At 66.8% G+C, this 23,698-nt stretch carries 17 protein-coding genes; 14 read left to right on the top strand and 3 right to left on the bottom strand.

Annotation, left to right across the window (positions count from 1 at the left end):
• The first annotated feature begins 86 nt into the window (after positions 1-86).
• The 3 genes from lpdA to QY917_RS06310 all read left to right on the top strand — a co-directional run bounded on the left by lpdA (position 87) and on the right by QY917_RS06310 (position 3,381).
• Entirely contained in the window at positions 87-1,514 is a 1,428-nt protein-coding gene (gene lpdA, locus QY917_RS06320) for a dihydrolipoyl dehydrogenase (protein WP_015913422.1), read from the top strand.
• 83 nt (positions 1,515-1,597) lie between these two features.
• Positions 1,598-2,695, top strand: a complete 1,098-nt coding sequence (gene zapE / locus QY917_RS06315) for a cell division protein ZapE (protein ID WP_162844544.1) — start codon at positions 1,598-1,600, stop codon at positions 2,693-2,695.
• A complete protein-coding gene (locus QY917_RS06310; RefSeq protein ID WP_123675771.1) occupies positions 2,695-3,381 on the top strand; it encodes a hypothetical protein in 687 nt (228 codons plus the stop codon). Before zapE ends, QY917_RS06310 begins: the two co-directional genes overlap by 1 nt.
• A gap of 59 nt (positions 3,382-3,440) precedes the next feature.
• On the opposite strand, the gene QY917_RS06305 is transcribed toward QY917_RS06310, so the two are convergent.
• Positions 3,441-4,244 carry a PP2C family serine/threonine-protein phosphatase gene (locus QY917_RS06305; protein WP_123675772.1) on the bottom strand — a complete coding sequence of 268 codons (804 nt, stop codon included), beginning with the start codon at positions 4,242-4,244 and terminating at the stop codon, positions 3,441-3,443.
• A gap of 170 nt (positions 4,245-4,414) precedes the next feature.
• On the opposite strand from QY917_RS06305, the gene QY917_RS06300 reads away from it, so the two are divergent.
• Positions 4,415-6,481 carry an ATP-dependent DNA helicase gene (locus QY917_RS06300; RefSeq protein ID WP_123675773.1) on the top strand — a complete coding sequence of 689 codons (2,067 nt, stop codon included), beginning with the start codon at positions 4,415-4,417 and terminating at the stop codon, positions 6,479-6,481.
• On the opposite strand, the gene QY917_RS06295 is transcribed toward QY917_RS06300, so the two are convergent.
• Positions 6,444-7,241 carry an outer membrane protein assembly factor BamD gene (locus QY917_RS06295; RefSeq protein WP_123675774.1) on the bottom strand — a complete coding sequence of 266 codons (798 nt, stop codon included), beginning with the start codon at positions 7,239-7,241 and terminating at the stop codon, positions 6,444-6,446. The two genes, QY917_RS06300 and QY917_RS06295, sit on opposite strands and share 38 nt — an antisense overlap.
• A gap of 133 nt (positions 7,242-7,374) precedes the next feature.
• On the opposite strand from QY917_RS06295, the gene dnaE reads away from it, so the two are divergent.
• The 7 genes from dnaE to QY917_RS06260 all read left to right on the top strand — a co-directional run bounded on the left by dnaE (position 7,375) and on the right by QY917_RS06260 (position 17,693).
• Complete coding sequence (dnaE, locus tag QY917_RS06290) at positions 7,375-10,914, top strand: DNA polymerase III subunit alpha (protein ID WP_123675836.1); 3,540 nt, start codon at positions 7,375-7,377, stop codon at positions 10,912-10,914.
• Between the two features lie 77 nt (positions 10,915-10,991).
• Entirely contained in the window at positions 10,992-11,360 is a 369-nt protein-coding gene (gene clpS / locus QY917_RS06285) for an ATP-dependent Clp protease adapter ClpS (protein ID WP_123675775.1), read from the top strand.
• 59 nt (positions 11,361-11,419) lie between these two features.
• Entirely contained in the window at positions 11,420-13,768 is a 2,349-nt protein-coding gene (clpA, locus tag QY917_RS06280; RefSeq protein ID WP_088886618.1) for an ATP-dependent Clp protease ATP-binding subunit ClpA, read from the top strand.
• 251 nt (positions 13,769-14,019) lie between these two features.
• Positions 14,020-14,628, top strand: coding sequence for a TetR/AcrR family transcriptional regulator (locus tag QY917_RS06275; RefSeq protein ID WP_123675776.1), 609 nt, complete (start codon positions 14,020-14,022; stop codon positions 14,626-14,628).
• Positions 14,625-15,776, top strand: coding sequence for an efflux RND transporter periplasmic adaptor subunit (locus QY917_RS06270; protein WP_123675777.1), 1,152 nt, complete (start codon positions 14,625-14,627; stop codon positions 15,774-15,776). The genes QY917_RS06275 and QY917_RS06270 overlap by 4 nt, the downstream gene beginning before the upstream one ends.
• Complete coding sequence (locus tag QY917_RS06265) at positions 15,773-16,972, top strand: ABC transporter permease (protein WP_015913232.1); 1,200 nt, start codon at positions 15,773-15,775, stop codon at positions 16,970-16,972. The genes QY917_RS06270 and QY917_RS06265 overlap by 4 nt, the downstream gene beginning before the upstream one ends.
• Positions 16,973-16,982: 10 nt before the next feature.
• Positions 16,983-17,693, top strand: a complete 711-nt coding sequence (locus QY917_RS06260; protein ID WP_015913233.1) for an ABC transporter ATP-binding protein — start codon at positions 16,983-16,985, stop codon at positions 17,691-17,693.
• Positions 17,694-17,772: 79 nt separating this feature from the next.
• Here QY917_RS06260 and QY917_RS06255 read toward each other — a convergent pair whose 3' ends face one another.
• Positions 17,773-19,173 (bottom strand): lytic murein transglycosylase, encoded by a 1,401-nt coding sequence (locus tag QY917_RS06255; RefSeq protein WP_302079039.1) that lies wholly within the window; start codon positions 19,171-19,173, stop codon positions 17,773-17,775.
• Positions 19,174-19,241: 68 nt separating this feature from the next.
• On the opposite strand from QY917_RS06255, the gene sbcB reads away from it, so the two are divergent.
• The 3 genes from sbcB (at position 19,242) to QY917_RS06240 (ending at position 23,655) form a co-directional block, all read left to right on the top strand.
• On the top strand, positions 19,242-20,681 hold the full coding sequence (sbcB, locus tag QY917_RS06250; protein ID WP_123675778.1) for an exodeoxyribonuclease I: 1,440 nt from the start codon (positions 19,242-19,244) through the stop codon (positions 20,679-20,681).
• A 9-nt stretch (positions 20,682-20,690) separates the two neighbouring features.
• Positions 20,691-21,575: an NAD-dependent protein deacetylase gene (locus tag QY917_RS06245; RefSeq protein ID WP_123675779.1), complete on the top strand. Its 885-nt coding sequence runs from the start codon at positions 20,691-20,693 to the stop codon at positions 21,573-21,575.
• A 70-nt stretch (positions 21,576-21,645) separates the two neighbouring features.
• Positions 21,646-23,655, top strand: coding sequence for a sigma-54-dependent Fis family transcriptional regulator (locus QY917_RS06240; RefSeq protein ID WP_123675780.1), 2,010 nt, complete (start codon positions 21,646-21,648; stop codon positions 23,653-23,655).
• Positions 23,656-23,698: the final 43 nt, after the last annotated feature.

Genomic DNA, 23,698 nt, shown 5'->3' with positions numbered 1-23,698 from the left:
CCACAGGGTTCGACGCATACGAAAACCCACCCCCGGCCCGGTCCAGCGGTGGGTTTTTTCTCATCACCAGATACTGTTTTTGAACCATGAGCAAGCAATTTGACGTCATCGTGATCGGCGCAGGCCCTGGCGGCTACATCGCCGCCATCCGCGCCGCCCAGTTGGGCATGAATGTGGCCTGTATCGACGAGTGGAAGAACGCCGCTGGCGGCGCCGCACCCGGCGGTACCTGCACCAACGTGGGCTGCATTCCCTCCAAGGCGCTGCTGCAGTCGTCCGAGCATTTCGAACATGCCAACCTGCACTTTGCCGACCACGGCATCACCGCCACGGGCGTGAAGATGGACGTGGCCAAGATGATTGCCCGCAAGGACAACGTCGTGAAGCAGAACAACGACGGCATCCTGTACCTGTTCAAGAAGAACAAGGTGACCTTCTTCCACGGCCGCGGCTCCTTCGTGAAGGCGGTGGACGGGGGCTATGAAATCAAGGTCACCGGCAAGGCCGAAGAAACGCTGACCGCCAAGCAGGTCATCGTGGCCACCGGATCCAACGCACGTGCGCTGCCCGGTGCGGCCTTCGACGAAGAGCAGATCCTGTCCAACGACGGCGCGCTCGCCATCGGCAGCGTGCCGAAGAAGCTGGGCGTGATCGGCTCCGGCGTGATCGGCCTGGAAATGGGCAGCGTGTGGCGCCGCCTGGGTGCCGACGTGACCATTCTGGAAGGCTTGCCCACGTTCCTGGGCGCGGTGGACGAGCAGATCGCCAAGGAGGCCAAGAAGGCCTTCGACAAGCAAGGCCTGAAGATCGAGCTGGGCGTGAAGATTGGCGAAGTCAAGGCTGGCAAAAAGGGCGTGAGTATCGCCTACACCAACGCCAAGGGCGAGGCCCAGGCGTTGGAAGTGGACAAGCTGATCGTCTCCATCGGTCGCGTGCCCAACACCACCGGCCTGAACGCCGAAGGGGTGGGCCTGAAGCTGGATGAGCGCGGCGCCGTGGTGGTTGATGGCGACTGCAAGACCAACCTGCCCGGCGTGTGGGCGGTGGGCGACGTGGTGCGCGGCCCCATGCTGGCGCACAAGGCCGAGGAAGAGGGCGTGGCCGTGGCCGAGCGCATGGCTGGCCAGCACGGCCATGTCAACTTCAACACCATCCCCTGGGTCATCTACACCAGCCCCGAGATCGCCTGGGTCGGACGCACCGAGCAGCAGCTCAAGGCCGACGGCGTGAAGTACAAGGCGGGCACCTTCCCGTTCCTGGCCAATGGCCGAGCGCGCGCACTGGGCGACACCACCGGCATGGTGAAGTTCCTGGCCGACGCCGCCACGGACGAAATCCTGGGCGTGCACATCGTCGGTCCGATGGCTTCCGAACTGATCGCCGAAGCCGTGGTCGCCATGGAGTTCAAGGCATCGAGCGAAGACATTGCGCGCATCTGCCATGCCCACCCCTCGCTGTCCGAAGCCACCAAGGAAGCGGCGCTGGCCGTGGACAAGCGCACCCTCAACTTCTGATAATTTGAGGCAAAAATGGCTGCCAGCGCTTGTGTGGCAAGCGCTGGCAGCTATTGTTTTTGAAGCATAGGGATAACATGCGGGTGAACGTCAGGCAGGCGTACGAGGCCGAGCTGGCCGCCAAGGGCTTCAAGAGCGATCCGGCCCAGTTGCGGGCCGTGGATGCGCTGGAGCGTTGTGCCCAGGAATGGGGAGCGTACAAGCAGCGCCGCTCCAACACGCTGAAGAAGCTTATCAACCGGCCCCAGGTGCCGCGGGGCGTGTACATGTACGGCGGTGTGGGGCGGGGTAAGAGCTTCCTCATGGACTGCTTCTTCAACGCCGTACCCATCAAGCGCAAGGTGCGTCTGCACTTTCACGAATTCATGCGCGAAGTGCACCGTGAGCTGGCTGGCCTGCAGGGGACGCAGAACCCCCTGGATGTGCTGGGTGCGCGCATCGCCAAGCGCTATAAGCTGATCTGCTTTGACGAGTTCCACGTCGCGGACATCACCGACGCGATGATCCTGCACCGCCTGCTGGCGGCGCTGTTCGACAACGACGTGGGCTTCGTCACCACTTCCAACTTCAAGCCCGACGAACTGTACCCCGGCGGCCTGCACCGCGACCGCATCCTGCCCGCCATCGACCTGCTCAACGACCGCATGGAGGTGGTGAACGTGGACAACGGCACGGACTATCGGCGCCGTGCGCTGGAGCTGGTCGAGCTCTACCACACGCCCCTAGGCCCCGCGGCGGACGCGGCCATGCATCACGCCTTCGAGCAGCTGGCCGAGGTGCGTGACGAAGACGCGGTGCTGCACATCGAGGCGCGCGAGATCAAGGCCATCCGCCGTGCGGGCGGCGTGGTGTGGTTCGACTTCCGCGAGCTGTGCATGGGCCCGCGGTCGCAGAACGACTATCTGGAAATCGCCTCGCAGTTCCACACGGTGCTGCTGTCCAACGTGCCCTACATGCCTGTCAGCATGGCGTCGCCCGCGCGCCGGTTTACCTGGCTGGTGGACGTGCTCTACGATAGGCGCGTGAAACTCGTCGTCTCCGCCGCCGTGCCGCCCGAGCAGCTCTATACGGAAGGCCCCCTGGCGCATGAGTTTCCACGCACCATTTCGCGCCTCAACGAGATGCAATCCAAGGAATTCCTGGCGCTTGAGCGGCGCGTCGTCGATACCGGACTGACCTGATGCCTGCACTGCCTTCCCGCTTTCTTGCCGCAGCCCTCCTGTGCGTGGGTGGGGCAGCGCTGCCTCCCCTGGCGGCGTGGGCTGCCGACGCTCCAGCGACCGATGCAGCGCAGGCGCAGCGGCAGCGCCAGACCCAGCGTGAGCACATCCAGGCGCAGCGCCGGGAGATCGAGGCGCAGCGTGAGCGTGGCGAGGCGGCTTGCTACCAGCAATTTGCCGTGGAGGATTGCCTGCGCAGGGTGCGTGTTCAGGCACGTGAGGCCGACAACGTGCTGCACCGCCAGGAAGTGCAGATCAACGATGCGGAGCGCCGGGAGAAGGCGGGGCAACGCCTGCAAGCAATCGAGGAGCGCAAGCAGGAGCAACGCCAGAAACTGGAAGCAGGGGAGCGTCCCGCCCCGATGCGGGTGGCGCCCCGCAACGCGCCGCAGAAGCCCCGCGAGCAGGAGGCGCGCGACCGTGCGCAGCAGCAGAGCCGCCGCGCAGCCGAGCATTCGGCCGATGTGCAACGCCGTGAGCAAACGCAGCCCCAGCGCATCCAGGATTCCCGCGCCCGCTACGAGGCCAAGCAGCAGAAAGCGCGTGAGCGCCGCGAACGCCTTGAGCGCCAGCAAGCCGAGGCGGCCGGCCGCAAGCCGTCGCCGGCATTGCCGCCGCCGGCCCCGGCCGCGAGCAGCGACCGTTGAGAGCCCTTTAGGGCCCGGTGGACGCCACGGCCCATGCGGGGCCGTCTTCCACGCGCGTTTTAGTTGGCGGGTGTGAGTTGCGCCAAGCGTGGAGGCTTCTTTTCCTCTACCAGCGTTTCGATCTTCACGATGGCGAGCGACAGGTTGTCGCCGCCCCCGCGTGCGCGCGAGCGCGCCTTGTCGATGAGGAACTCGGTGGCCTCGCGCGGCGTCAGCGAATCCAGGACCGACGCCAGTTCCGCAGGTGAGAAGTAGTGCCACACGCCGTCGCTGCAGGCCAACAGCACGTCGCCCGGCTGCATCTGCGGAATCAGGTGGGTGGTAATGGGAGGGTCGCTCTCGGTGCCCAGGCAGCCGACGAGGATGTTGGAGTGGGGATGGGTGTTGGCCTCGGCTTCCGTGATCTCGCCACGGTCCACGAGCGCCTGCACATAGGAGTGGTCGCTGGTGCGGAACACCAGCCGCCCCCCCTGGAAGTGGTAGATGCGCGAGTCCCCTGCGTGGGCCCAGTGGCAATCGCCGCGTGGGTTGATCACGAATGCCGCGATGGTGCTGTGTGGCTCCTGTTCCGCGGAAATCGCGGTGAGGCGGATCACGATGTGCGCCTCCTCCACGATGTGCTTGAGCAGGGCGGCGGCGTCGTCCGTTTCTGGCGAATAGCGTTCAAACAACTGGCGCGCGGTGAGCATCACCTGGTCGGACGCCTTGCGCCCTCCGCTGCGGCCACCCATGCCATCGGCCACCACGCCCAGTACGCATCCATTGAAACGCGGGTGCGACAGCAGGGCGACCTGGTCTTGCTGGTACTCGCGGTCACCCTTGTGGATGCCGGTCGACGCAATGAGGCGGAACGCTTTGGTCATGGGATTGGAGCGGAGGACGAAAGGCCGCCTCGCAGTCGCGAAAGCGGGGGAGCCGCCTATTATGATCAACTCCCGGGCCTTGTCATCGCTGGTGCGTCTGCTTGTGTTTTTAGAGCATCACGGCCGGTGCAGGGCCATTCCTTTCTGACACTTCTTTTGGCCCACGGCGCATGTCCTTGAGCGATCTCGTCCTCCCGGTGTTTGCGCCCGACGGACCCCTGGCGCGTGTGCGGCCTGATCTGCGTTCCCGCCCGGGGCAGGCGGCCATGGCCCTCGCAGTGGCGCAGGCCATCAACGCCCGGGAGTCACTGGTGGTGGAAGCGGGAACGGGGATTGGCAAGACCTTTGCCTATTTGGTTCCCGCACTGCTGAGCGGCGAGCGTGTGCTCATTTCCACGGCCACCAAGACACTGCAGGACCAACTGTTGACGCGCGACCTGCCGCTGCTGCAGCAGGCGCTGGCGCTCCCGCTACGCGTAGCGGCCCTCAAAGGCCGGGCCAATTACCTTTGCCTTTACCGACTGGAGCAGGCGCGTCGCGACGGGGAGGGGCATGACGAAGCAGTCGCCCACGATCTGGCGTGTGTTGAGCGATGGGCCCAGTCCACGCGCAGCGGAGACCTGGCGGAGGTCCCCGGTCTGGATGAATACTCAGCCGCCTGGAGGCAGGTCACTTCGACGGTGGACAACTGCCTGGGTTCCGGGTGCCCGCGGTTGCGCCAATGCCATGTCTACCGGGCACGGCACGACGCGCAGGCGGCGGATGTGCTCATCATCAACCACCACCTTTTCTTTGCGGACCTCGGTGCGCAGGGGGCGGGGGCCGCGCAACTGCTACCGGACACCGGGGTCGTGGTGTTCGATGAAGCCCATCGGTTGGCCGAGACCGCGGCCCAGTTCCTGGGCACGCATGTCAGCACCAGCCAGCTGCTGCAACTTGGGCAGGATGTGGTGGCGGCTGGGGCGCGGCATGCGCGCGGCGCTGCGGATTGGCAGGGGTTGCTCCAGCACCTGCGCCAGTGCGCGCACGCGCTGCGCCTGGCGGTCGCTCCGGGCGAAGATGCCGATGCAGCCGGCTCCCGCATCGCCTGGACGGGCGTCACACCCGAGGCCTTGGATCCGTCAGCCTGGGACGGTGCGCTGGAGGGGGCGGTGGCGGCACTCCGCGCGGTGCTGGCCGCACTGGACGGCGTGGCGCAGCACGCTCCCGATCTGGCCCACCTGCACAGCCGGACGGTCGCGTTGCTGGAGCGTGTACTGCATTTCTGTTCCGACGCGGAAGCTGGCACGGTGCGCTGGGTTGAATCTGCAGGTGCGTTGCGCATGGTGGAAACACCCCTGGATGTGGCCGGGGCCCTGCGCACGCTGTGGAAGGGAAAGCCCCCCACGGAGGGCGCCTGGGACGAGAGCGACGAACCGCCTGCCGCGTCCGCACCGCGTTCGTGGATCTATACCTCCGCCACGCTGGGCGATGGCAAGGACCTGCGCTGGTTCACCGATGCCTGTGGATTGGAGGGCGCTCGTACCCTGCAGGTGCCTAGCCCCTTCGACTACGCGCGGCAGGCGGCGCTGTATGTGCCACCCGCACTCCCGCTGCCTTCCGACGCGGGGCACAGCGTTCAGCTTGCGCGCTGGGTGGGTGATGCCGTAGCACGGCTTGGCGGGCATACGCTGGTGTTGACCACCAGTCTGCGGGCGCTTGCGGTGATCGCGGATGAGCTATGCCGCCGGTTCGCGCCCGGCGGCGGCATCGAGGTGCTGGTGCAGGGACATGCCTCACGGTCGCGCATGGTGGAGCGCTTTCGTGCCCAGCTTGACGCGAGCGGCCGGCCGGCGGGCCATGTGCTCGTGGGGGCGGCGTCGTTCTGGGAGGGGATCGACGTGCCAGGCGAGGCCCTGCAGATGGTGGTGATCGACAAGCTGCCATTCCCCGCTCCGGGTGACCCGTGGGAGCAGGCGCAGGCACGGCGGCTGGCGGACCAGGGTGGCAACGTGTTCCGCAGACACGCCCTGCCATCGGCGGCAGTGGCGCTCAAGCAGGGGGCCGGCCGGCTGATCCGCAACGAGAGCGACCACGGCATACTGGTCATCGCCGACACACGCCTGTTGCACAAGGGCTATGGCAAGCCTCTGCTGCGGGCATTGCCCCCCATGCGGAGGCTGCATACGCAGGAAGAGTTCGGCGCGGCGCTGGATGCCCTTACCAGAACTTCCACCAGGGGTTCGCCTTCGCCTTGAATCCCGTCTGCGGCAGGCTGCTCTGGGGATAGGACGCATCCATCACGCGGCGCGTGTCGTCACGCAGTTGCGTGAGCCCCAGCGCGTCGTACGACCGAACCAGGATGTACAGAGCCTCTTCCGTCGCCGGGACGTCCTTGTAGTCGGCAACCGCACTCTGCGCGCGGCTCACGGCGGCCACATACGCACCGCGCTCATAGTAGTAGCGCGCCACGTGTACTTCATACTGCGCCAGCGAGTTGACGATGTAGGTCATGCGCTGGCGCGCGTCGGGCGTGTAGCGCGACTCGGGGAAGCGGGTCACCAGTTCGCGGAAGGACTCGAACGAGTCCTTGGCGGCCTTCTGGTCGCGCTCCGACAGATCCTGGCGCGAGAGCCACGAGAACAGGCCCAGGTTGTCGTTGAAATTCACCAAGCCTTTGAGGTACAGCGCATAGTCGTACGCGGGACTGGCGGGGTGCAGTTTCATGAAGCGGTCCAGCGTGGCAATAGCCTGCGCCTTCTCGCCGCCCTTGTATTGCGCGTAGGCCTTTTCCAACTGGGCCTGTTGTGCCAACGGCGTGCCGGCGGCGCGTCCTTCCAGCTTTTCCAGCAGCGGCACGGCTTTGTCGTAAGAGCCGCCATTGAGCTCGTCGCGTGCTTCCGAATAAATCTTGTCGGTGCTCCAGCCAGCGGTCTTGTCTTCAGGCGTGCTGGAGCAGGCAGCCAGCAGGCCGGAGGCGAGCAGGGCAGAAATCAAAGGCAGGGGAAAACGCGGCATGGCGGCAGCTCTTGTACTAAGGGTATGCGACGACGGCGGCACCTCCATGGAACTGCCGCATGGCACCATTGTAAGGATGCTGCGCGCGGGCCCTGAGCAAGCATGGGACACGCCCGCGTTCCTACAATGCCGCATGTTTGTCCACTTGCGCTTGCACACTGAATTTTCCGTCGTGGACGGAACCACCCGTATCGACGAGGTCGTCAAGGCGGCGGCGAAAGACGGCCAGCCCGCCCTGGCGATCACGGACCTGAACAACCTGTTCGGCGCGATCAAGTTCTACAAGGAAGGCCGGGGCAAGGGCGTCAAGCCCATCCTGGGCGCCGAAATCTACCTGGAGGGCGAAGCGGCAGGCGCACCCTCGCGCATGGTGCTGCTGGTGCAGAACCGCACCGGGTATCTGAACCTCTCCGAACTGCTGGCCCGCGCGTGGACGCGCAACATCGTCAGGAACCAGGCGCTGTGCACCTGGGAGTGGCTGCAGGAATTGGGCGACGGCCTGATTGCCCTCGCTGGAGCGCAAGCTGGGCCCGTGGGGCAGGCGCTCATGAAGGGCGATGACGCCGGAGCTGCGCGGCTGGCGCTGCGTCTGGCGGGTATTTTCCCGCACCGCTTCTACCTGGAGGTCCAGCGCGCCGGACGCCCTGACGACGAAGCCCATGTCACCGCCGCGGTGCAGCTTGCCGCGCGCCTGGCCCTGCCGGTGGTAGCCACCCACCCGGTGCAGTTCGCAACGCCGGACGATTACGAGGCGCACGAGGCGCGCGTGTGCATTGCCGAGGGCGAGATCTTGGCGAATCCGCGGCGCGTGCGCCGTTTCACGCGCGAGCAGTATTTCAAGAGCAGTGCCGAGATGGAAGCGCTGTTCGCCGATGTACCCAGCGCGCTCGCCAACACCGTTGAGGTGGCCAAGCGCTGCAATGTGTCGCTGGTGCTGGGCAAGCCACAACTGCCGAACTTCCCCATTCCGGGTGGAATGACGATGGAGCAGTACTTCCGCCACGCGTCCCACGAGGGCCTGGAGGAGCGGCTGCTGCACCTGTACCCGGACACCGCCGAGCGCGACCGCCAGCGCCCCCGCTACCAGGAGCGGCTGGAGTTTGAACTGGGCACGATCCTGAAGATGGGCTTTCCCGGCTACTTCCTCATCGTGGGTGACTTCATCCAGTGGGCCAAGAAGAACGGCTGCCCGGTGGGCCCCGGGCGCGGCTCGGGTGCGGGCTCGCTCGTGGCCTACGCGCTCAAGATCACGGATCTGGATCCGCTGCAATACAACCTGCTGTTCGAGCGCTTCCTGAACCCCGAGCGGGTGTCCATGCCCGACTTCGACATCGATTTTTGCCAGGCCAACCGCGACCGGGTGATCGACTATGTGAAGGACAAGTACGGCAAGGAGGCCGTGAGCCAGATCGCCACCTTCGGCACGATGGCGGCCAAGGCTGCCATCCGCGACGTGGGGCGGGTGATGGATATGAGCTACACGTTCTGCGACGGTATCTCGAAGCTGGTGCCCGGTAAACCCGGCCAAACCTATACGCTGGCCTACCCGCCAGAGCCCAAGAAGGAAGGGGACAAGAACAACTACGCCCTGGAGTTGGAACCCATCCTGTACGAGCGCGTGCGCAAGGAGGAGGACGTGCGCACCATCATCGAGATGGCGCAAAAACTCGAAGGGATGACGCGCAATATTGGCATGCACGCCGGCGGCGTGCTGATCGCGCCGGGCAAACTGACCGATTTCTGCCCGCTGTACCAGCAGCCAGGCAGCGAATCGGCGGTGAGCCAGTACGACAAGGACGACGTGGAGGCCATCGGCCTGGTGAAATTCGACTTCCTGGGCTTGGCAACGCTGACCATCCTGGAAATCGCGCGTGAGTTCATCATGCAGCGTCACAAAGGGCAGGAAAACTTCGCGTTCGAGAACATTCCCCTGGACGATGCTGCGACCTACAAACTGTTCTCGGACGGCAAGACAGAAGCCGTGTTCCAGTTTGAAAGCCGGGGCATGCAAGGCATGCTCAAGGAAGCGCGCCCAAGCAGGCTGGAAGACCTGATCGCCTTGAATGCCCTGTACCGGCCGGGCCCCATGGACCTGATTCCCAGCTTCGTGAACCGCAAGCACGGCAAGGAGGTGGTGGAGTACCCGCATCCGCTGGTGGAGCCCGTGCTGGCCGAGACCTACGGCATCATGGTCTACCAGGAGCAGGTGATGCAGACGGCGCAGGTACTGGGGGGTTACTCGCTCGGTGGCGCCGACATGCTGCGCCGCGCCATGGGCAAGAAAAAGGCCGAGGAAATGGCCGAGCACCGTGCCATCTTCCGCAAGGGTGCAGCCGAAAAAGGTATCAGTCAGGACAAGGCCGACGAGGTCTTCGACCTGATGGAAAAGTTTGCGGGTTACGGCTTCAACAAGTCGCACGCCGCCGCCTATTCGCTACTGGCCTACCACACCGGGTGGCTCAAGGTGCACTACACGGCGGAGTTTTACTGCGCCAATATGACCGTGGAAATGGACGACACCGACAAGCTCAAGGTGCTCTATGAAGACGCGGTCAAACATTTCGGCATGACCTTCGAGCCGCCGGACATCAACCGCGGCAATTACCGCTTCGAGCCGGTGACGGACAAGGTCATCCGCTATGGCCTGGGCGCCGTCAAGGGCACGGGACAGCAGGCGATCGAGGCCATCATCGCCGCACGCGAAGGGCAGGGCGTGGGCCCACAGGGCGCAACCCGGGGGCCTTTCAAGAGCTTGTTTGACTTTTGCGTACGGGTGGACCGCACGCGCGTCAACAAGCGCACGGTGGAGGCGCTCATCAAGGCGGGCGCCTTCGATGCCCTGCAGCTCAACCGTGCCGCGCTCGTGGCATCCCTCGACCGGGCGTTCGAGTTTGCCAATGCGCAGATCGCCAACGCCAACCAAGGCGGGCTGTTCGACATGATGGGCGATGACGCCATCGGCTCCAGCACGCAGGAGCCTGATCTGGTGGATGTGATGCCCTGGGGCATCAAGGAACGGCTGATGCAGGAGAAGACCGCGGTGGGCTTCTACCTCTCGGGCCACTTGTTCGATGAAGTGCACCAGGAGGTGCGCCGCTTCGTGCGCACCGCAATCGACGAACTGGTGGACAGCCGCGAGACGCAGGTGGTCGCCGGCATCGTGAGCGACTACCGCGTCATTAACGGGCAGCGCGGCAGGCTGGCGTTGTTCAAGCTGGACGACAAGTCGGGCGTCATCGAGGCTTCCGCCGACGAAGGGCTGATCAACGCGAACGCCGGCCTGCTCAAGGACGATGAATTCGTAGTGGTGAGTGGTCGGCTGCAGTTGGACCACTTCAGCGGAGGCCTGCGTATGAAGGTGCAGCAGGTCTGGGATTTGGCGGGTGCGCGGGCACGCTATGGGCGCTATCTGCAGGTGTGCCTGGGGCAGCAATTGCCAGACATCGGGGCGCTGGTGCGTGAATATCCTCCGCAACGGGAGGAGACCGAACACGGCGAGGTGCTTGCCCATGGCCTGCGCGTGCGCATGCAGTTGCGCTGCACAGCGGCGGCTGGGGCGGCCACGGCCGAGGTGCAGTTGGGAGAGGCCAGCCGGTTCTTTCCCAGCGATGCCGCGCTGGCCGCGTGGAGCGCTCAGGCGGGCAGCGGTGCTGTGAATGTGGTCTATGAGTAGGGCTGTGATCAGCGCTTGAAAAAAGCCCGCGCGGCACCATGTGCGGTCTGCTCAGGTGCCACATCGGCCTCGCTAGAATGAAATTCATGGCAACCACCCCCCCAACCCCCGCGCCGGTGCCGGCTCCCACCCCTCCGTCCTGGGACGAGGGTGGTTCGGTCGTGCTGGAGCGGCGTACACAGAAGACCCAGCCGCCCCAGATGTACCAGGTGGTCATGCTCAACGACGACTACACCCCCATGGAGTTCGTCGTCGTCGTGTTGCAGGAGTTCTTCAACAAGGACCGCGAGGCCGCCACGCAGATCATGCTGAAGATCCATCTGGACGGCAAAGGCGTGTGTGGCGTGTATACGCGCGATGTCGCCGCTACCAAGGTGGACCAGGTGCTGGAAGCGGCGCACAAGGCGGGCCACCCCCTGCAATGTTTGAGTGAGCCCGTTGAATAAGGGGGCATTGCTCCCGATCTACAGTCATCCCTAACACGCAAGCACAAAGGAGTTCTCACATGATTGCCCAGGAACTGGAAGTCAGCTTGCACATGGCCTTTGTCGAGGCCCGCCAGCAACGCCACGAGTTCATCACCGTGGAACATCTGCTGCTGGCACTGCTCGATAACCCCAGCGCGGCCGAGGTGCTGCGTTCATGCGCTGCCAACATCGACGATCTGCGCGCATCGCTGACCAACTTCATCAAGGACAACACCCCTCAGGTCGCCGGTACCGACGAGGTGGACACACAACCCACGCTGGGCTTCCAGCGGGTGATTCAACGCGCCATCATGCACGTGCAGTCCACGGGCAACGGCAAGAAGGAAGTCACGGGCGCCAACGTGCTTGTGGCCATCTTCGGCGAAAAGGACTCCCATGCCGTGTACTACCTGCACCAGCAGGGCGTGACGCGCCTGGATGTGGTGAACTACATCGCCCACGGCATCAAGAAGGGCGAGCCGCCGGAGCCTGCCAAGGCCGAGGGCCAGGCCGACGGGGAAGAGGGCGCGCAAGGCGAGCGCAGTGAAAAAGCGTCGCCCCTGGAGCAATACACCCAGAACCTGAACCAGGCGGCCAAAGACGGCAAGATCGACCCCCTGATCGGCCGCAACTACGAGGTCGAGCGCACGATCCAGATCCTGTGCCGCCGCCGCAAGAACAACCCGCTGCTGGTGGGTGAGGCCGGCGTGGGCAAGACCGCGATTGCCGAGGGCCTGGCTTGGCGCATCACGCAGAACGACGTGCCCGAGATTTTGGCCGAGGCCACGGTGTATTCGCTGGACATGGGCGCGCTGCTGGCGGGCACCAAATACCGCGGCGACTTCGAGCAGCGTCTCAAGGGCGTCTTGAAGAGCCTGAAAGACAAGCCCAACGCCATCCTGTTCATCGACGAGATCCACACGCTGATCGGTGCGGGCGCGGCGTCGGGCGGGACACTGGATGCGTCCAACCTGCTGAAGCCTGCGCTGTCCAGCGGGCAGCTCAAGTGCATCGGCGCGACTACCTTCACCGAATACCGCGGCATCTTCGAAAAGGACGCGGCGCTGTCGCGGCGCTTCCAGAAGGTGGACGTGGTCGAGCCAACGGTACAGGAGACCATCGACATCCTCAAGGGACTCAAGAGCCGCTTCGAGGAGCACCACAGCGTGAAGTACGCCGCCGCCGCCTTGCAGGCCGCGGCCGAGCTGAGTGCCAAGTACATCAATGACCGCCACCTGCCCGACAAGGCCATCGACGTGATCGACGAGGCTGGCGCAGCGCAGCGCATCCTGACGCCGTCCAAGCGCAAGAAGACCATCGGCAAGGCCGAGATCGAGGAGATCGTTGCAAAGATCGCCCGCATCCCGCCTGCCAACGTGTCCAATGACGACCGCGGCAAGCTGCAGACGCTTGAGCGCGACCTCAAGAGCGTGGTTTTCGGCCAGGACAAGGCGCTGGAGGTGCTCGCCGCCGCCGTCAAGATGGCACGCTCGGGACTGGGTAAGGCGGACAAGCCGATCGGCTCCTTCCTGTTCTCGGGCCCCACAGGCGTGGGCAAGACCGAGGCCGCCAAGCAGCTCGCCTACATCATGGGCGTGGACCTGATCCGCTTCGACATGTCGGAGTACATGGAGCGCCACGCCGTGAGCCGTCTGATTGGTGCGCCTCCGGGCTACGTGGGCTTCGACCAGGGTGGTTTGCTGACCGAGGCCATCACCAAGAAGCCGCACGCCGTGCTGCTGCTCGACGAAATCGAGAAGGCACACCCGGACATCTTCAACGTGCTGCTGCAGGTCATGGACCACGGCACGTTAACGGACAACAACGGGCGCAAGGCCGACTTCCGCAACGTCATCATCATCATGACGACGAACGCGGGCGCCGAGACCATGAACAAGGCCGCTATCGGCTTCACGAATCCGCGCCAGGCGGGCGACGAGATGGGCGACATCAAGCGCCTGTTCACGCCCGAGTTCCGCAACCGCCTGGATGCCATCGTGAGCTTCAAGCCGCTGGATGAGCAGATCATCCTGCGCGTGGTGGACAAGTTCCTGCTGCAGCTCGAGCAGCAGCTCGCCGAGAAAAAGGTGGAAGTTACCTTTACCGACGCGCTGCGCAAGCATCTGGCCAAGAAGGGCTTTGATCCGCTCATGGGCGCGCGCCCCATGCAGCGCTTGATCCAAGACACCATCCGCAAGGCGTTGGCCGACGAGTTGCTTTTCGGTCGCCTGACCGAAGGCGGGCGTCTGACGGTGGACATCGAAGTCAAGACGGACGACAAGGGCGTGGAGACTTCCGAGGTGCTGCTGGACATCCAGCCGGTGCCCAAGAAGGAGCGCGGAGCCAAGTCCGAACCGGCCGAACCCGAAGAAGCCACCGCCGACTGATTCCGGCACCGCCGCGTTTTAACAAACCCGCAGCCCGCGCTGCGGGTTTTTTTATGGGCGCGCGCCCTGCTTATGAGCAAAAGCGGTTCTGGCTTTTATCCAGTAAGCGAGCGTAGCTATCGATAAGAGAGTGAATTGCAGGGTGTGGTCGGCGAATGGGGCACAACTAGATGCTCCAGGGGGCCTCCGTGCCTTGTGCCGAACGTGTTTATCGATAAGATAGTAATAAATTACTTTCTTTTGGTGACTGCATGAGTGAGCTGCCCAAGTACCTGCCCGCTGACGAACGGCGCACCGCCACGGTGGAGGCCGTGGTCGATCTGGCGGCCCAGCAGAACCCCAGCGACATCACCACCACCGCCATTGCCCAGCATATGGGCGTGACGCAGGGGGCACTGTTTCGGCATTTCGCGTCCAAAGACGCCATCCTGCAGGCGGTGATGTCGTGGGTGGCACAGCGTCTCATGGCGCGCGTGGACGCGGCCGCGGATGGGGCAGCCTCTCCCCTGGCGGCGCTGGAGGCTGTGTTCATGGCGCACATCCATTTCGTGTGCGAGCGGCCCGGTGTGCCACGCCTCATCTTTGGGGAGCTCCAACGCCCCGGCCAAACCCTGCCCAAGCAGATGGTGCAGACCCTGATCACGGCCTACGGCGAGCGCCTGCGCGGGCTGCTGGAGACCGGCAAAGCCGCGGGAGAGCTGGACCCGCAACTGGATGCGCAGGCCGCTGCCGTGCTGTTCATCGGCACCGTGCAGGGGCTGGTGATGCAGTCGCTGCTCGCGGGCGACGTGCAGCGCATGCGCCGCGATGCGCAGGGCGTGTTTGCCATTTACCGCCGCGGCATCGGAAGAGCGCTATGAAGTTTCCCCGTCTGCAGCGCCGCACGCTGGCGCTGATCGCCGTCATTGCGCCGCTGGTGGCGCTGTTCGTTTATGTCGCTCTGCGTTCGGGGCCGCTGGCGCCCGTGGCGGTCACGCTGGGCAGCGTGCAATCGCGCGCCATTGCTCCGGCACTCTCGGGCATCGGCACGGTGCAGGCGCGGTATCTGTACAAGATCGGCCCCACCTTCGCGGGGCGCGTGCAGCGCCTGGACGTGCAGGTGGGCGACAGGGTTGAGGCTGGGCAGGTGCTGGGCGAAATGGACCCGGTGGACCTGGACGACCGCGTGCGCGCACAGCAGGCGGCCATCAAGAGCGCCGAGGCCGCGCTGCGCCAGGCAGAGGCCAGGCAGAGCTATGCGCAGACCCAGCACCAGCGCTACGGGAAACTGGTGGCGGTGCGCGGCACCAGCGAGGAAAGCTACGCCACCAAGCAGCAGGAACTGGCCGTGGCAGACGCCGCGCTGGCCGCTGCCCGCGAGGATGCGAGCCGTCTGCGCGCTGACTTGCAGGCATTGCGCGCGCAGCGTGGCAACCTGCGGCTGGTGTCGCCCGTGGCCGGCATGGTGGCTGCGCGCGATGCCGACCCTGGCACGACCGTGGTGGCGGGGCAGGCGGTGGTAAAGCTCATCGACCCGGCCAGCCTGTGGATCGACACGCGCTTTGACCAGATCACCGCCCAAGGGTTGGCGGCACAGCTACCGGCCGAGGTGGTGCTGCGCTCGCGCCGCGGGGACAACCTGGTCGGCAGCGTGCTGCGCGTCGAGCCCCTGGCGGACGCGGTGACAGAGGAGACGCTGGCCAAGATCGTCTTCGATGCACCGGTTACACCGCTGCCCCCCGTCGGTGAACTGGCCGAGGTCACCGTGCGCCTGCCGGCACTGCCCGAAGCGCCCACCATCCCCAATGCGGCCATCCGCTTCGTGGACGGGCAGCGCGGCGTGTGGAAGCTGGTCGGCGGCAAGCCGCAGTTTGCGCAGGTACGCCTGGGCCGTGCGGACCTCGACGGCCATGTGCAGGTGCTGGACGGGCTGGCCGTGGGCGACTCCATCGTGGTGTACAGCGAGAGGGCGCTCACGGCGCGCAGCCGCGTGCACGTGGTCGAGCGCATTGCCGGGGTGGCGCCTTGATCAGCCTGGCAGGGCGCGACATTCTGCATGCCTGGGGGAAGTTCGTCTTCACCGGCATCGGCCTGGGCCTGCTGATCGGCGTGACGCTGACCATGGCGGGCGTCTACCGCGGCATGGTGGACGACGGCAAGGTGCTGCTGGACAACAGCGGCGCCGACCTGTGGGTGGTGCAGAAAGACACGCTGGGCCCCTACGCGGAATCCTCCAGCGTGCCCGACGACCTGTGGCGCGGCATCCGCGCCATGCCGGGCGTGGCGCAGGCCGCCAACATCACCTACCTGACCATGCAGGTGGGCCACGGCGACAAGGATGTGCGCTCCATGGTGGTGGGCATCACCGCGAGCGGCCCAGGCGCGCCCGGCTGGCCACCGCAGTTGGTGGCGGGGCGCCAGATCACGCGCGGCCATTACGAGGCCGTCGCCGACGTGGCGGCCGGCGTGCGTCTGGGCGATGTGCTGAAGATTCGGCGCAACCACTACACGGTGGTGGGCCTCACGCGGCGCATGGTCTCGTCCAGCGGCGACCCGATGGTGTTCATACCGTTGAAAGATGCGCAGGAGGCGCAGTTCCTCAAGGACAACGACGCCATCCTCATGCAGCGCCGCCGCACCGAGGCCAACCCGGCCTTCAACCGCCCCGGCGTTCCCGACCTGTTGGATGCGGTGGTGGCCTCGCAAACCAGCAACAGCTATGTGAATGCCGTGCTGGTGCGCATGCAGCCGGGCTTCACATCTGAGGAGGTGGCCGAGCCCATCCGCCGCTGGAAGCGGCTCACGGTGTACGACCGGGCGCAGATGGAAGGCATCCTCGTGGGCAAGCTCATCGCCACATCGGCCAAGCAGATCGGCATGTTCCTGGTGATCCTGGCGCTGGTCAGTGCGGCCATCGTGGCTTTTCTCATCTACACGCTGACGATGGACAAGATCCGCGAGATTGCCGTGCTCAAGCTCATCGGCACGCGCAACCGCACCATCGCCTGGATGATCCTGCAGCAGGCGCTGGTGCTGGGCGTGATCGGCTTCGTCGTTGGCAAGATAACGGCCACCTTTGCCGCGCCGCTGTTTCCCAAATACGTGCTGCTGGTGCCGTTCGATACGGTGGCGGGGTTCATCGCGGTGCTGGCGATCTGCGTGCTCTCCAGCGTGGTGGCCATCCGCATGGCGCTGCGGGTCGATCCGGCCGAAGCGATAGGGTGAGGACGCAGCAATGAGCAGGAAAGGGATCCACATTGAGCGCCTGACCAAGCGCTACGGCTCCGGCGACACGGCGTTCCTCGCCCTCAAGGACGTGAACATGCACGTGGCACCGGGTGAGGTGGTGGGCCTGATCGGCCCTTCCGGCTCGGGCAAGAGCACGCTGCTCAAGTGCCTGGGCGCGGTGATCGACCCCACGTCGGGCCGCATGACGCTGGGCGACACCGTGATCTATGACGACGGCTGGCAAGTACCCGACCTGCGCGCGCTGCGCCGCGACCAGATCGGCTTCGTGTTCCAGGCGCCGTACCTGATCCAGTTTCTGGATGCCACCGACAACGTGGCGCTGCTGCCCATGCTGGCCGGCGTGCCCAACGACGAGGCGCGCCGCCGCGCACTGGAGTTGCTCACGGCCCTGGACGTGCAGCACCGCGCCACGGCCATGCCATCGCAACTGTCGGGCGGGGAGCAGCAGCGTGTGGCCATCGCCCGCGGCTTGGTCAACCGCCCGCCGGTGATCCTGGCCGACGAGCCCACGGCGCCGCTGGATTCGCAACGTGCCATGGCGGTGATCCGCATCCTGAACGACATGGCTCGGCGCCTGGAAACGGCCATCATCGTCGTCACGCACGACGAGAAGATCATTCCCACCTTCAAGCGCATCTACCACATACGCGACGGCGTGACCCACGAAGAGGCGGGCGAGGGGCGCGGCTTCGAGTGAAGCGGCGATCTTGATGAAATCAGGCTCTAGCGCCCGTCCAGCAAGCGCGAGAAGCTATTAAAAGTGGAGTAACGCCCGCTCAATGCGTCAGCAGTCGCTGCAATAGTTCGCGCGTGGCATAGCCATCGGCGGGCAAGCCCACACTTTGCTGGTAGCGGCGCACCCCAGCGCGCGTGGCGGGTCCTGCCACGCCGTCGGGCGTGCCGGTGTCCAGGCCGCGCGCGTTCAGCGCCTCCTGCAGCGCGCGTACTTCGCTGCGCGACAGAGGCTGCAGTTCGCGCGGCCAGGCGGATGCCAGGCCCGCGCCGCCGTCGATCTGCCGTGCCAGCAGGCCGACGGCCAGGGCGTAGTTCACCGAGTTGTTGTAGCGCAGCAGCGCGCGGAAGTTGGGCCCGACCAGGATGGCGGGACCACGCGCGCCTGCCGGGGTAAGGACGGAGGCGTCCTGCAGCGGCGGCAGTTCTGCGCCATCCACCCCGCGCACCCCTTCAGCGGCCCAGTCGCTGCTGGCCTGGCGCACGCTCAGTTCGGCGCGTGCGTAGTCGAAGCCGGGCGGCAGCAGCACTTCGGCGCCCCACGGCTCACCGCTCTTCCAGCCCGAATGGGACAGGAAGTTGGCCGTGGACGCCACCACGTCGGGCACGCTGCCCCAGATGTCGCGCCGCCCGTCCCCGTCGGCATCCACCGCGTGGGCAAGGAACACCGAAGGCAGAAACTGCGTGTGCCCCATGGCCCCGGCCCAGGAGCCGATGAGCGCGTCGGCCGCGATGTCGCCCTGGTCCACGATGCGCAACGCGGCCAGCAGCTCGCGCTGGGCCCATGCGCTGCGGCGCCCGTCGTAGGCGAGGGTGGCCAGCGCATCCACGGTGCGGAAGCTGCCGAAGTTGCGGCCATAGTTGCTCTCCATGCCCCAGATGGCCGTGACCACGCTGGCGGGCACGCCGTAGCGCTGCGCGGCCGCGTCCAGCGCGTCGGCGTACTGGCGCCGCTGCTCGCGTCCCTGCGCAATACGCTGGGGTGACACGGCGCTGTCCAGGTAGGCCCAGGGCGGGCGGGTGAATTCGGGCTGGGCGCGGTCCAGTTCCACCACGCGCGGTTGCCACTGCACCTGGCCCAGGGTGGCGGCCACGGTCTGCGGTCGGATGCCGGCGGCCAGCGCCTCGCGTTCAAAGGCGCTCACCCAGGCGTGAAAGCCGGCCAGTGTGGCCGCAGTGGTGCCCGCCTGCGCCGGGGCTACCGGCGTGCTCGCAGGTTCCACGGTGGATGCTGCCGGGGCAGGCGCCGGGGTGGTGGGCGCTGCGGGCGACGGCAGTTGGGGGATGACCGGCGCGGGAGCAAGGGCGCTGGGTGCAGCGGATGGAGCCGCTACGGCGGGGGTCGCTGGCGGAGCGGAGGCGCACCCCGCCAGTGCTGCCAGGCCGAGTGCGGAGGCGGCGGCGCGGCGCCGGGCGAGGGTGTCGGGCATGAAGAGAAAACGCATGCGGCCATTGTGCCGGCCTGCCATGCATACTTCGCCCTGGCACTGTTTCCGGCTGCAACTTCTTCCTCATGCACACTTTTCTCTGGCACGACTACGAAACCTTTGGCGCCAACACGCGCCGCGACCGCCCCGCACAGTTCGCCGCCGTCCGCACCGATGCCGAGCTCAACGAGATCGGCGAGCCGCTGATGATCTACTGCCGCCCGGCCAACGACTATCTGCCGGATCCGCAGTCGTGCCTGATCACCGGTATCACGCCCCAGCTGTGCCTGGAAAAGGGTTTGCCCGAGCGCGAATTCGCCGCCCGCATCGAGGCCGAGCTGGCGCTGCCCGGCACCATCGGCGTGGGCTACAACACCATCCGTTTCGACGACGAGATCACGCGCTTCATGTTCTGGCGCAATCTCATGGACCCCTATGCGCGCGAGTGGCAGAACCAGTGCGGCCGCTGGGACCTGCTGGATGTGGTGCGCCTGACCTACGCGCTGCGCCCCGAGGGCATCGCGTGGCCCGAGGTGGACGGCAAGCCCAGCTTCCGCCTGGAGCATCTGTCCAAGGCCAACGGCCTGGCGCACGAGGCCGCGCACGACGCGCTGTCGGACGTGCGCGCGACCATCGCGCTGGCGCGGCTCATCCGTTCACACAACCCCCGGCTGTTTGACTTCGCGCTGTCCCTGCACAAGAAGGACCGCGTGGCTGCCGAGCTGCGCCTGCCCACCACGGCGCAGGAGGCACGGCCGTTCCTGCACGTCTCGGGCATGTTCCCCGCCGAACGCGGCTGCCTGGCCGTGATGTGGCCGCTGGCCAGCCACCCAACCAACAAGAATGAGCTGCTGGCCTGGGACCTGGCGCAAGACCCTTCCGAGCTGGCCCGGCTGTCCGCTGACGAGATCCGCACGCGCCTGTTCACGCGCGCAGCCGACCTGCCCGAGGGCGTGACACGCCTGCCGCTCAAGAGCGTGCACCTGAACAAGTCGCCGATGGTGGTGGGTAACCTCAATACGCTCACGCCGGCCATGGCGCAGCGCTGGGGCATCGACCTGCCACAGGCCGCGCAACATGCCGCCGCGGCGCGCGCGTTGCCCGACCTGACGGCCGTCTGGGCCCAGGTGTTCCAGCGCCCTGCGGAGGGGCCGCTGGATGTGGACCAGGACCTGTACGGGGGCTTCGTGGGCAATGAGGACCGCCGCCGCCTGAACCGTCTGCGCGCATTGCCCGGCGAAGAGCTGGCGCACGAGCGCCTGGGTTTTGACGACGCGCGCCTGGCCGAGCTGGTCTGGCGCTACCGTGCGCGCAACTTCCCGCACACGCTCTCGCCCGAGGAGCAGGAGCGCTGGGAGGCGCACCGCGTCGCCATGCTGGTGGAGGGCGAGGGCGGCGGGCTGACGTTCGACGCGCTGTTCGAGCGCCTGGACACGCTGGGTGCCGAGGCCGATGACGAACGCACCGAGGCCATCCTCGGCGCGGTGTACGACTACGCCGAGAGCATCGCGCCCGGCATGGACTGAGGGGCTGTGATGCAAGCTGCCGCCGACGTTGATGCGCTGCTTGACTTCGTGCGCCGCCACCCGCGGTTGTTCGTCATCACGGGCGCGGGCTGCAGTACGGAGGTGGGCATTCCCGACTACCGCGACCACAACGGTGAATGGAAGCGCCCCCAGCCCGTCACCTTCCAGGCCTTCATGGGTGATGAAGCCACGCGCCGGCGCTATTGGGCGCGCAGCCTGCTGGGCTGGCGGGTGATGGGCAGCGCCCAGCCCGGTTCTGCGCACCGTGCGCTGGCTGCGCTGGAAGCGGCGGGCCGTATCGAACTGCTGTTGACCCAGAACGTGGACGGCCTGCACAGCGCAGCGGGCAGCCAGCGCACGCTGGACCTGCACGGGCGCATCGACACCGTGCTGTGCATGGACTGCGGCATGCGTGCGCCGCGTGCCGCGTTGCAACACGAACTGGAGCGGCGCAACCCTGGATGGGTGGCGCTGCAGGCCGGCGCCGCGCCCGATGGGGACGCCGATCTGGACGGACGGGACTTCGGCGGCTTCGATGTGCCTTCCTGCGCGCACTGCGGCAACGGCCTGCTCAAGCCCGACGTGGTGTTCTTTGGCGAGAGCGTGCCGCGCGAGCGTGTGGAGGCCGCGCGCGCGGCGCTGGCACGCTCGCACGCGGTGCTCGTCGTGGGCTCGTCGCTCATGGTGTATTCGGGCTTCCGGTTCGTGCAGGCGGCGGTCGATGCGGGCCTGCCGGTGGCAGCGGTCAACCAGGGGCGTACACGGGCCGACGGGCTGCTGGCGCTCAAGCTCGAGCAGGACGCAGGCACTGCCCTGCAGGCGTTGGCCCACGCGTGGGCGCAGCCCCATGCCAGCGTGCCCGCCGCGGTTGCTGGGCTCGTCAGCGGCCGTTGATGCTATCGTGCGGTCCCAAAGCGCCGCCTGGCCGCGTGCCGTGCAGCGCATAGCTTGCATAGGAGACACCATGCACCGCACCGCAACGCCCGGCGCGCATCCTTCCGCGGGTGCCGCGCTGGCGCTGACCACGGCAGGCGTCGTCGCCCAGGCCCACGCCCGCTCGCAGTCGTTCGGGCTGCAGCCCCATGAGCAGGCCGACCTGCACCTGCTGGACCGCCAGACCCTGGCCTGGACCGTGGCACGCAACGAGGCCCTGTGCGCCCATGCGCGCCCCGTCATGGAAACCCTGGCGCAGCAGCTGCGCGGCACGCAGAGCATGGTGATGCTGACCGACGCGCAGGGGGTGATCCTGCATGCCGAGGGCGATGATGCCTTCCTGGACCGCGCCGGCCGCGTGGCCCTGCAGCCCGGTGCGGGCTGGTCGGAGCGCAGCAAGGGCACCAACGCCATTGGTACGGCGCTGGCCCTGGGCGATGCGGTGCAGATCAACGGGCGCCAGCATTACCTGGAAGCCAACCAGTTCCTCACCTGTTCATGCGCTCCCATCCTGGACCCGCAGGGGCAGATCCTCGGTGCGCTGGACGTGAGCGGCGACCGCCGTGGCCACAGCGCCCACACGCTGGCGCTGGTGCGCATGTCCGCCGCGATGGTGGAGAACCACCTCTTCGGCAAGGTGTACGAGGATGCCGTGCGCCTGCGCTTTCATGCGCGCGCCGAGTTCCTGGGCACGCTCATGGAAGGGCTGGCGGCGTTTACCCCGCAGGGGCGCTTTCTGGCGGCCAACCGCAGCGCGCAGTTCCAGCTGGGGTTGTCGGGACCGGCGCTGGCGGCACACACCTTCACCTCGCTGTTCGGCCTGTCGATGGGCGCGCTGCTGGAGCATGCGCGCCGCTCGGTGCCCACGCTGCTGGCGCTGCAACTGCCGGCAGGCGTGTCGGTGCACGCACAGGTGGAGTTTGCGCCACGCGGCGGCGTCACGCTGCCGGTGTGCCCGGACGTCCCGGCCGAGGCTCCGCCGCCGCGCGCGCGGCCTGCTGCGGCCCCGGGCCTGTCCAGCCTGCGCTACCTGGACACGGGCGATGCCCAGCTGGCGCAGGTGATCGAGCGCGTCACGCGGCTGCTGGGGCGTGGCGTGCCCACGATGATCCTGGGTGAGACGGGCACCGGCAAGGAGCTGCTGGCGCGTGCCATCCATAACGACGGCCCGCGCGCGCGGGGGCCCTTCGTGGCGGTGAACTGCGCGTCCATTCCCGAGTCGCTGATCGAGGCCGAGCTGTTCGGCTACGAAGAGGGCGCCTTCACCGGCGCGCGCCGCAAGGGCAGCGTGGGCAAGATCGTGCAGGCGCACGGCGGCACGCTGTTCCTGGACGAGATTGGCGACATGCCGCTCGCCATGCAGGCGCGGCTGCTGCGCGTGCTGCAGGAGCGCAGCGTGGCGCCTCTGGGCAGCACGCGGCAGATCGAGGTGGACGTGAACGTGGTCTGCGCCACGCACCGCAACCTGCGCGCCATGATGGCCGACGGCCAGTTTCGTGACGACCTGTACTACCGGCTGAACGGCCTGGTAGTGCGACTGCCTGCGCTGCGCGAGCGCACGGACCTGGCGGTGATCGTGCAGCGGTTGCTGCGCGCCCAGCATGACTCTCCCGCCGCAGACAGCCCCATGCCGGTGGCGCCCGAGGTGATGGCGTTGTTCGCCGCCCACGCCTGGCCGGGCAACCTGCGCCAGCTGTCCAACGTGCTGCGCACGGCGGCGCTGTTGGCTGAAGGGGCTGACGCGATCACGTGCGCGCACCTGCCGGAGGACTTCCTGGAGGAATGCGAGGCGCTGGCGCAGCAGGGCCGCGTGGTGGCGCAGGCGTTCTCTCAGCCGGCGGTGCCGCCAGCGGACGGCGCGCGTGCCGCGGTCCCGGCCCCGGCCCCGGCCAGCGTGCGGCCGCTGGGCGATGTGGCGGCCCATGCGCTGCAGCAGGCACTGGATGCGCACGCGGGCAATGTCTCCGCCGCCGCGCGCGCGCTGGGCGTGTCGCGCAACACGGTGTACCGCTACCTGCGCGCGCAGTCGCGTCGCTCCTGAAAAAGGAGCGATTTGCGCTGGTTGGGCGGGCGATTCAGTCGAA

This window comes from Diaphorobacter sp. C33, from assembly GCF_030503915.1.
GTDB lineage: Bacteria > Pseudomonadota > Gammaproteobacteria > Burkholderiales > Burkholderiaceae_C > Diaphorobacter > Diaphorobacter nitroreducens.
The sequence above is the reverse complement of the archived record's forward strand: the minus strand, read 5'-3'. Positions and strand labels throughout refer to the sequence as shown.

Coding starts and splice junctions, on each gene's coding strand:
- QY917_RS06245 (WP_123675779.1), top strand. CDS start 20,691: ATGCAAGCTGCCGCCGACGTTGATGCGCTGCTTGACTTCGTGCGCCGC.
- QY917_RS06305 (WP_123675772.1), bottom strand. CDS start 4,244: ATGACCAAAGCGTTCCGCCTCATTGCGTCGACCGGCATCCACAAGGGT.
- dnaE (WP_123675836.1), top strand. CDS start 7,375: ATGTTTGTCCACTTGCGCTTGCACACTGAATTTTCCGTCGTGGACGGA.
- QY917_RS06300 (WP_123675773.1), top strand. CDS start 4,415: ATGTCCTTGAGCGATCTCGTCCTCCCGGTGTTTGCGCCCGACGGACCC.
- QY917_RS06275 (WP_123675776.1), top strand. CDS start 14,020: ATGAGTGAGCTGCCCAAGTACCTGCCCGCTGACGAACGGCGCACCGCC.
- QY917_RS06240 (WP_123675780.1), top strand. CDS start 21,646: ATGCACCGCACCGCAACGCCCGGCGCGCATCCTTCCGCGGGTGCCGCG.
- sbcB (WP_123675778.1), top strand. CDS start 19,242: ATGCACACTTTTCTCTGGCACGACTACGAAACCTTTGGCGCCAACACG.
- lpdA (WP_015913422.1), top strand. CDS start 87: ATGAGCAAGCAATTTGACGTCATCGTGATCGGCGCAGGCCCTGGCGGC.
- clpS (WP_123675775.1), top strand. CDS start 10,992: ATGAAATTCATGGCAACCACCCCCCCAACCCCCGCGCCGGTGCCGGCT.
- clpA (WP_088886618.1), top strand. CDS start 11,420: ATGATTGCCCAGGAACTGGAAGTCAGCTTGCACATGGCCTTTGTCGAG.
- QY917_RS06255 (WP_302079039.1), bottom strand. CDS start 19,173: ATGCGTTTTCTCTTCATGCCCGACACCCTCGCCCGGCGCCGCGCCGCC.
- QY917_RS06310 (WP_123675771.1), top strand. CDS start 2,695: ATGCCTGCACTGCCTTCCCGCTTTCTTGCCGCAGCCCTCCTGTGCGTG.
- QY917_RS06270 (WP_123675777.1), top strand. CDS start 14,625: ATGAAGTTTCCCCGTCTGCAGCGCCGCACGCTGGCGCTGATCGCCGTC.
- QY917_RS06260 (WP_015913233.1), top strand. CDS start 16,983: ATGAGCAGGAAAGGGATCCACATTGAGCGCCTGACCAAGCGCTACGGC.
- QY917_RS06295 (WP_123675774.1), bottom strand. CDS start 7,241: ATGCCGCGTTTTCCCCTGCCTTTGATTTCTGCCCTGCTCGCCTCCGGC.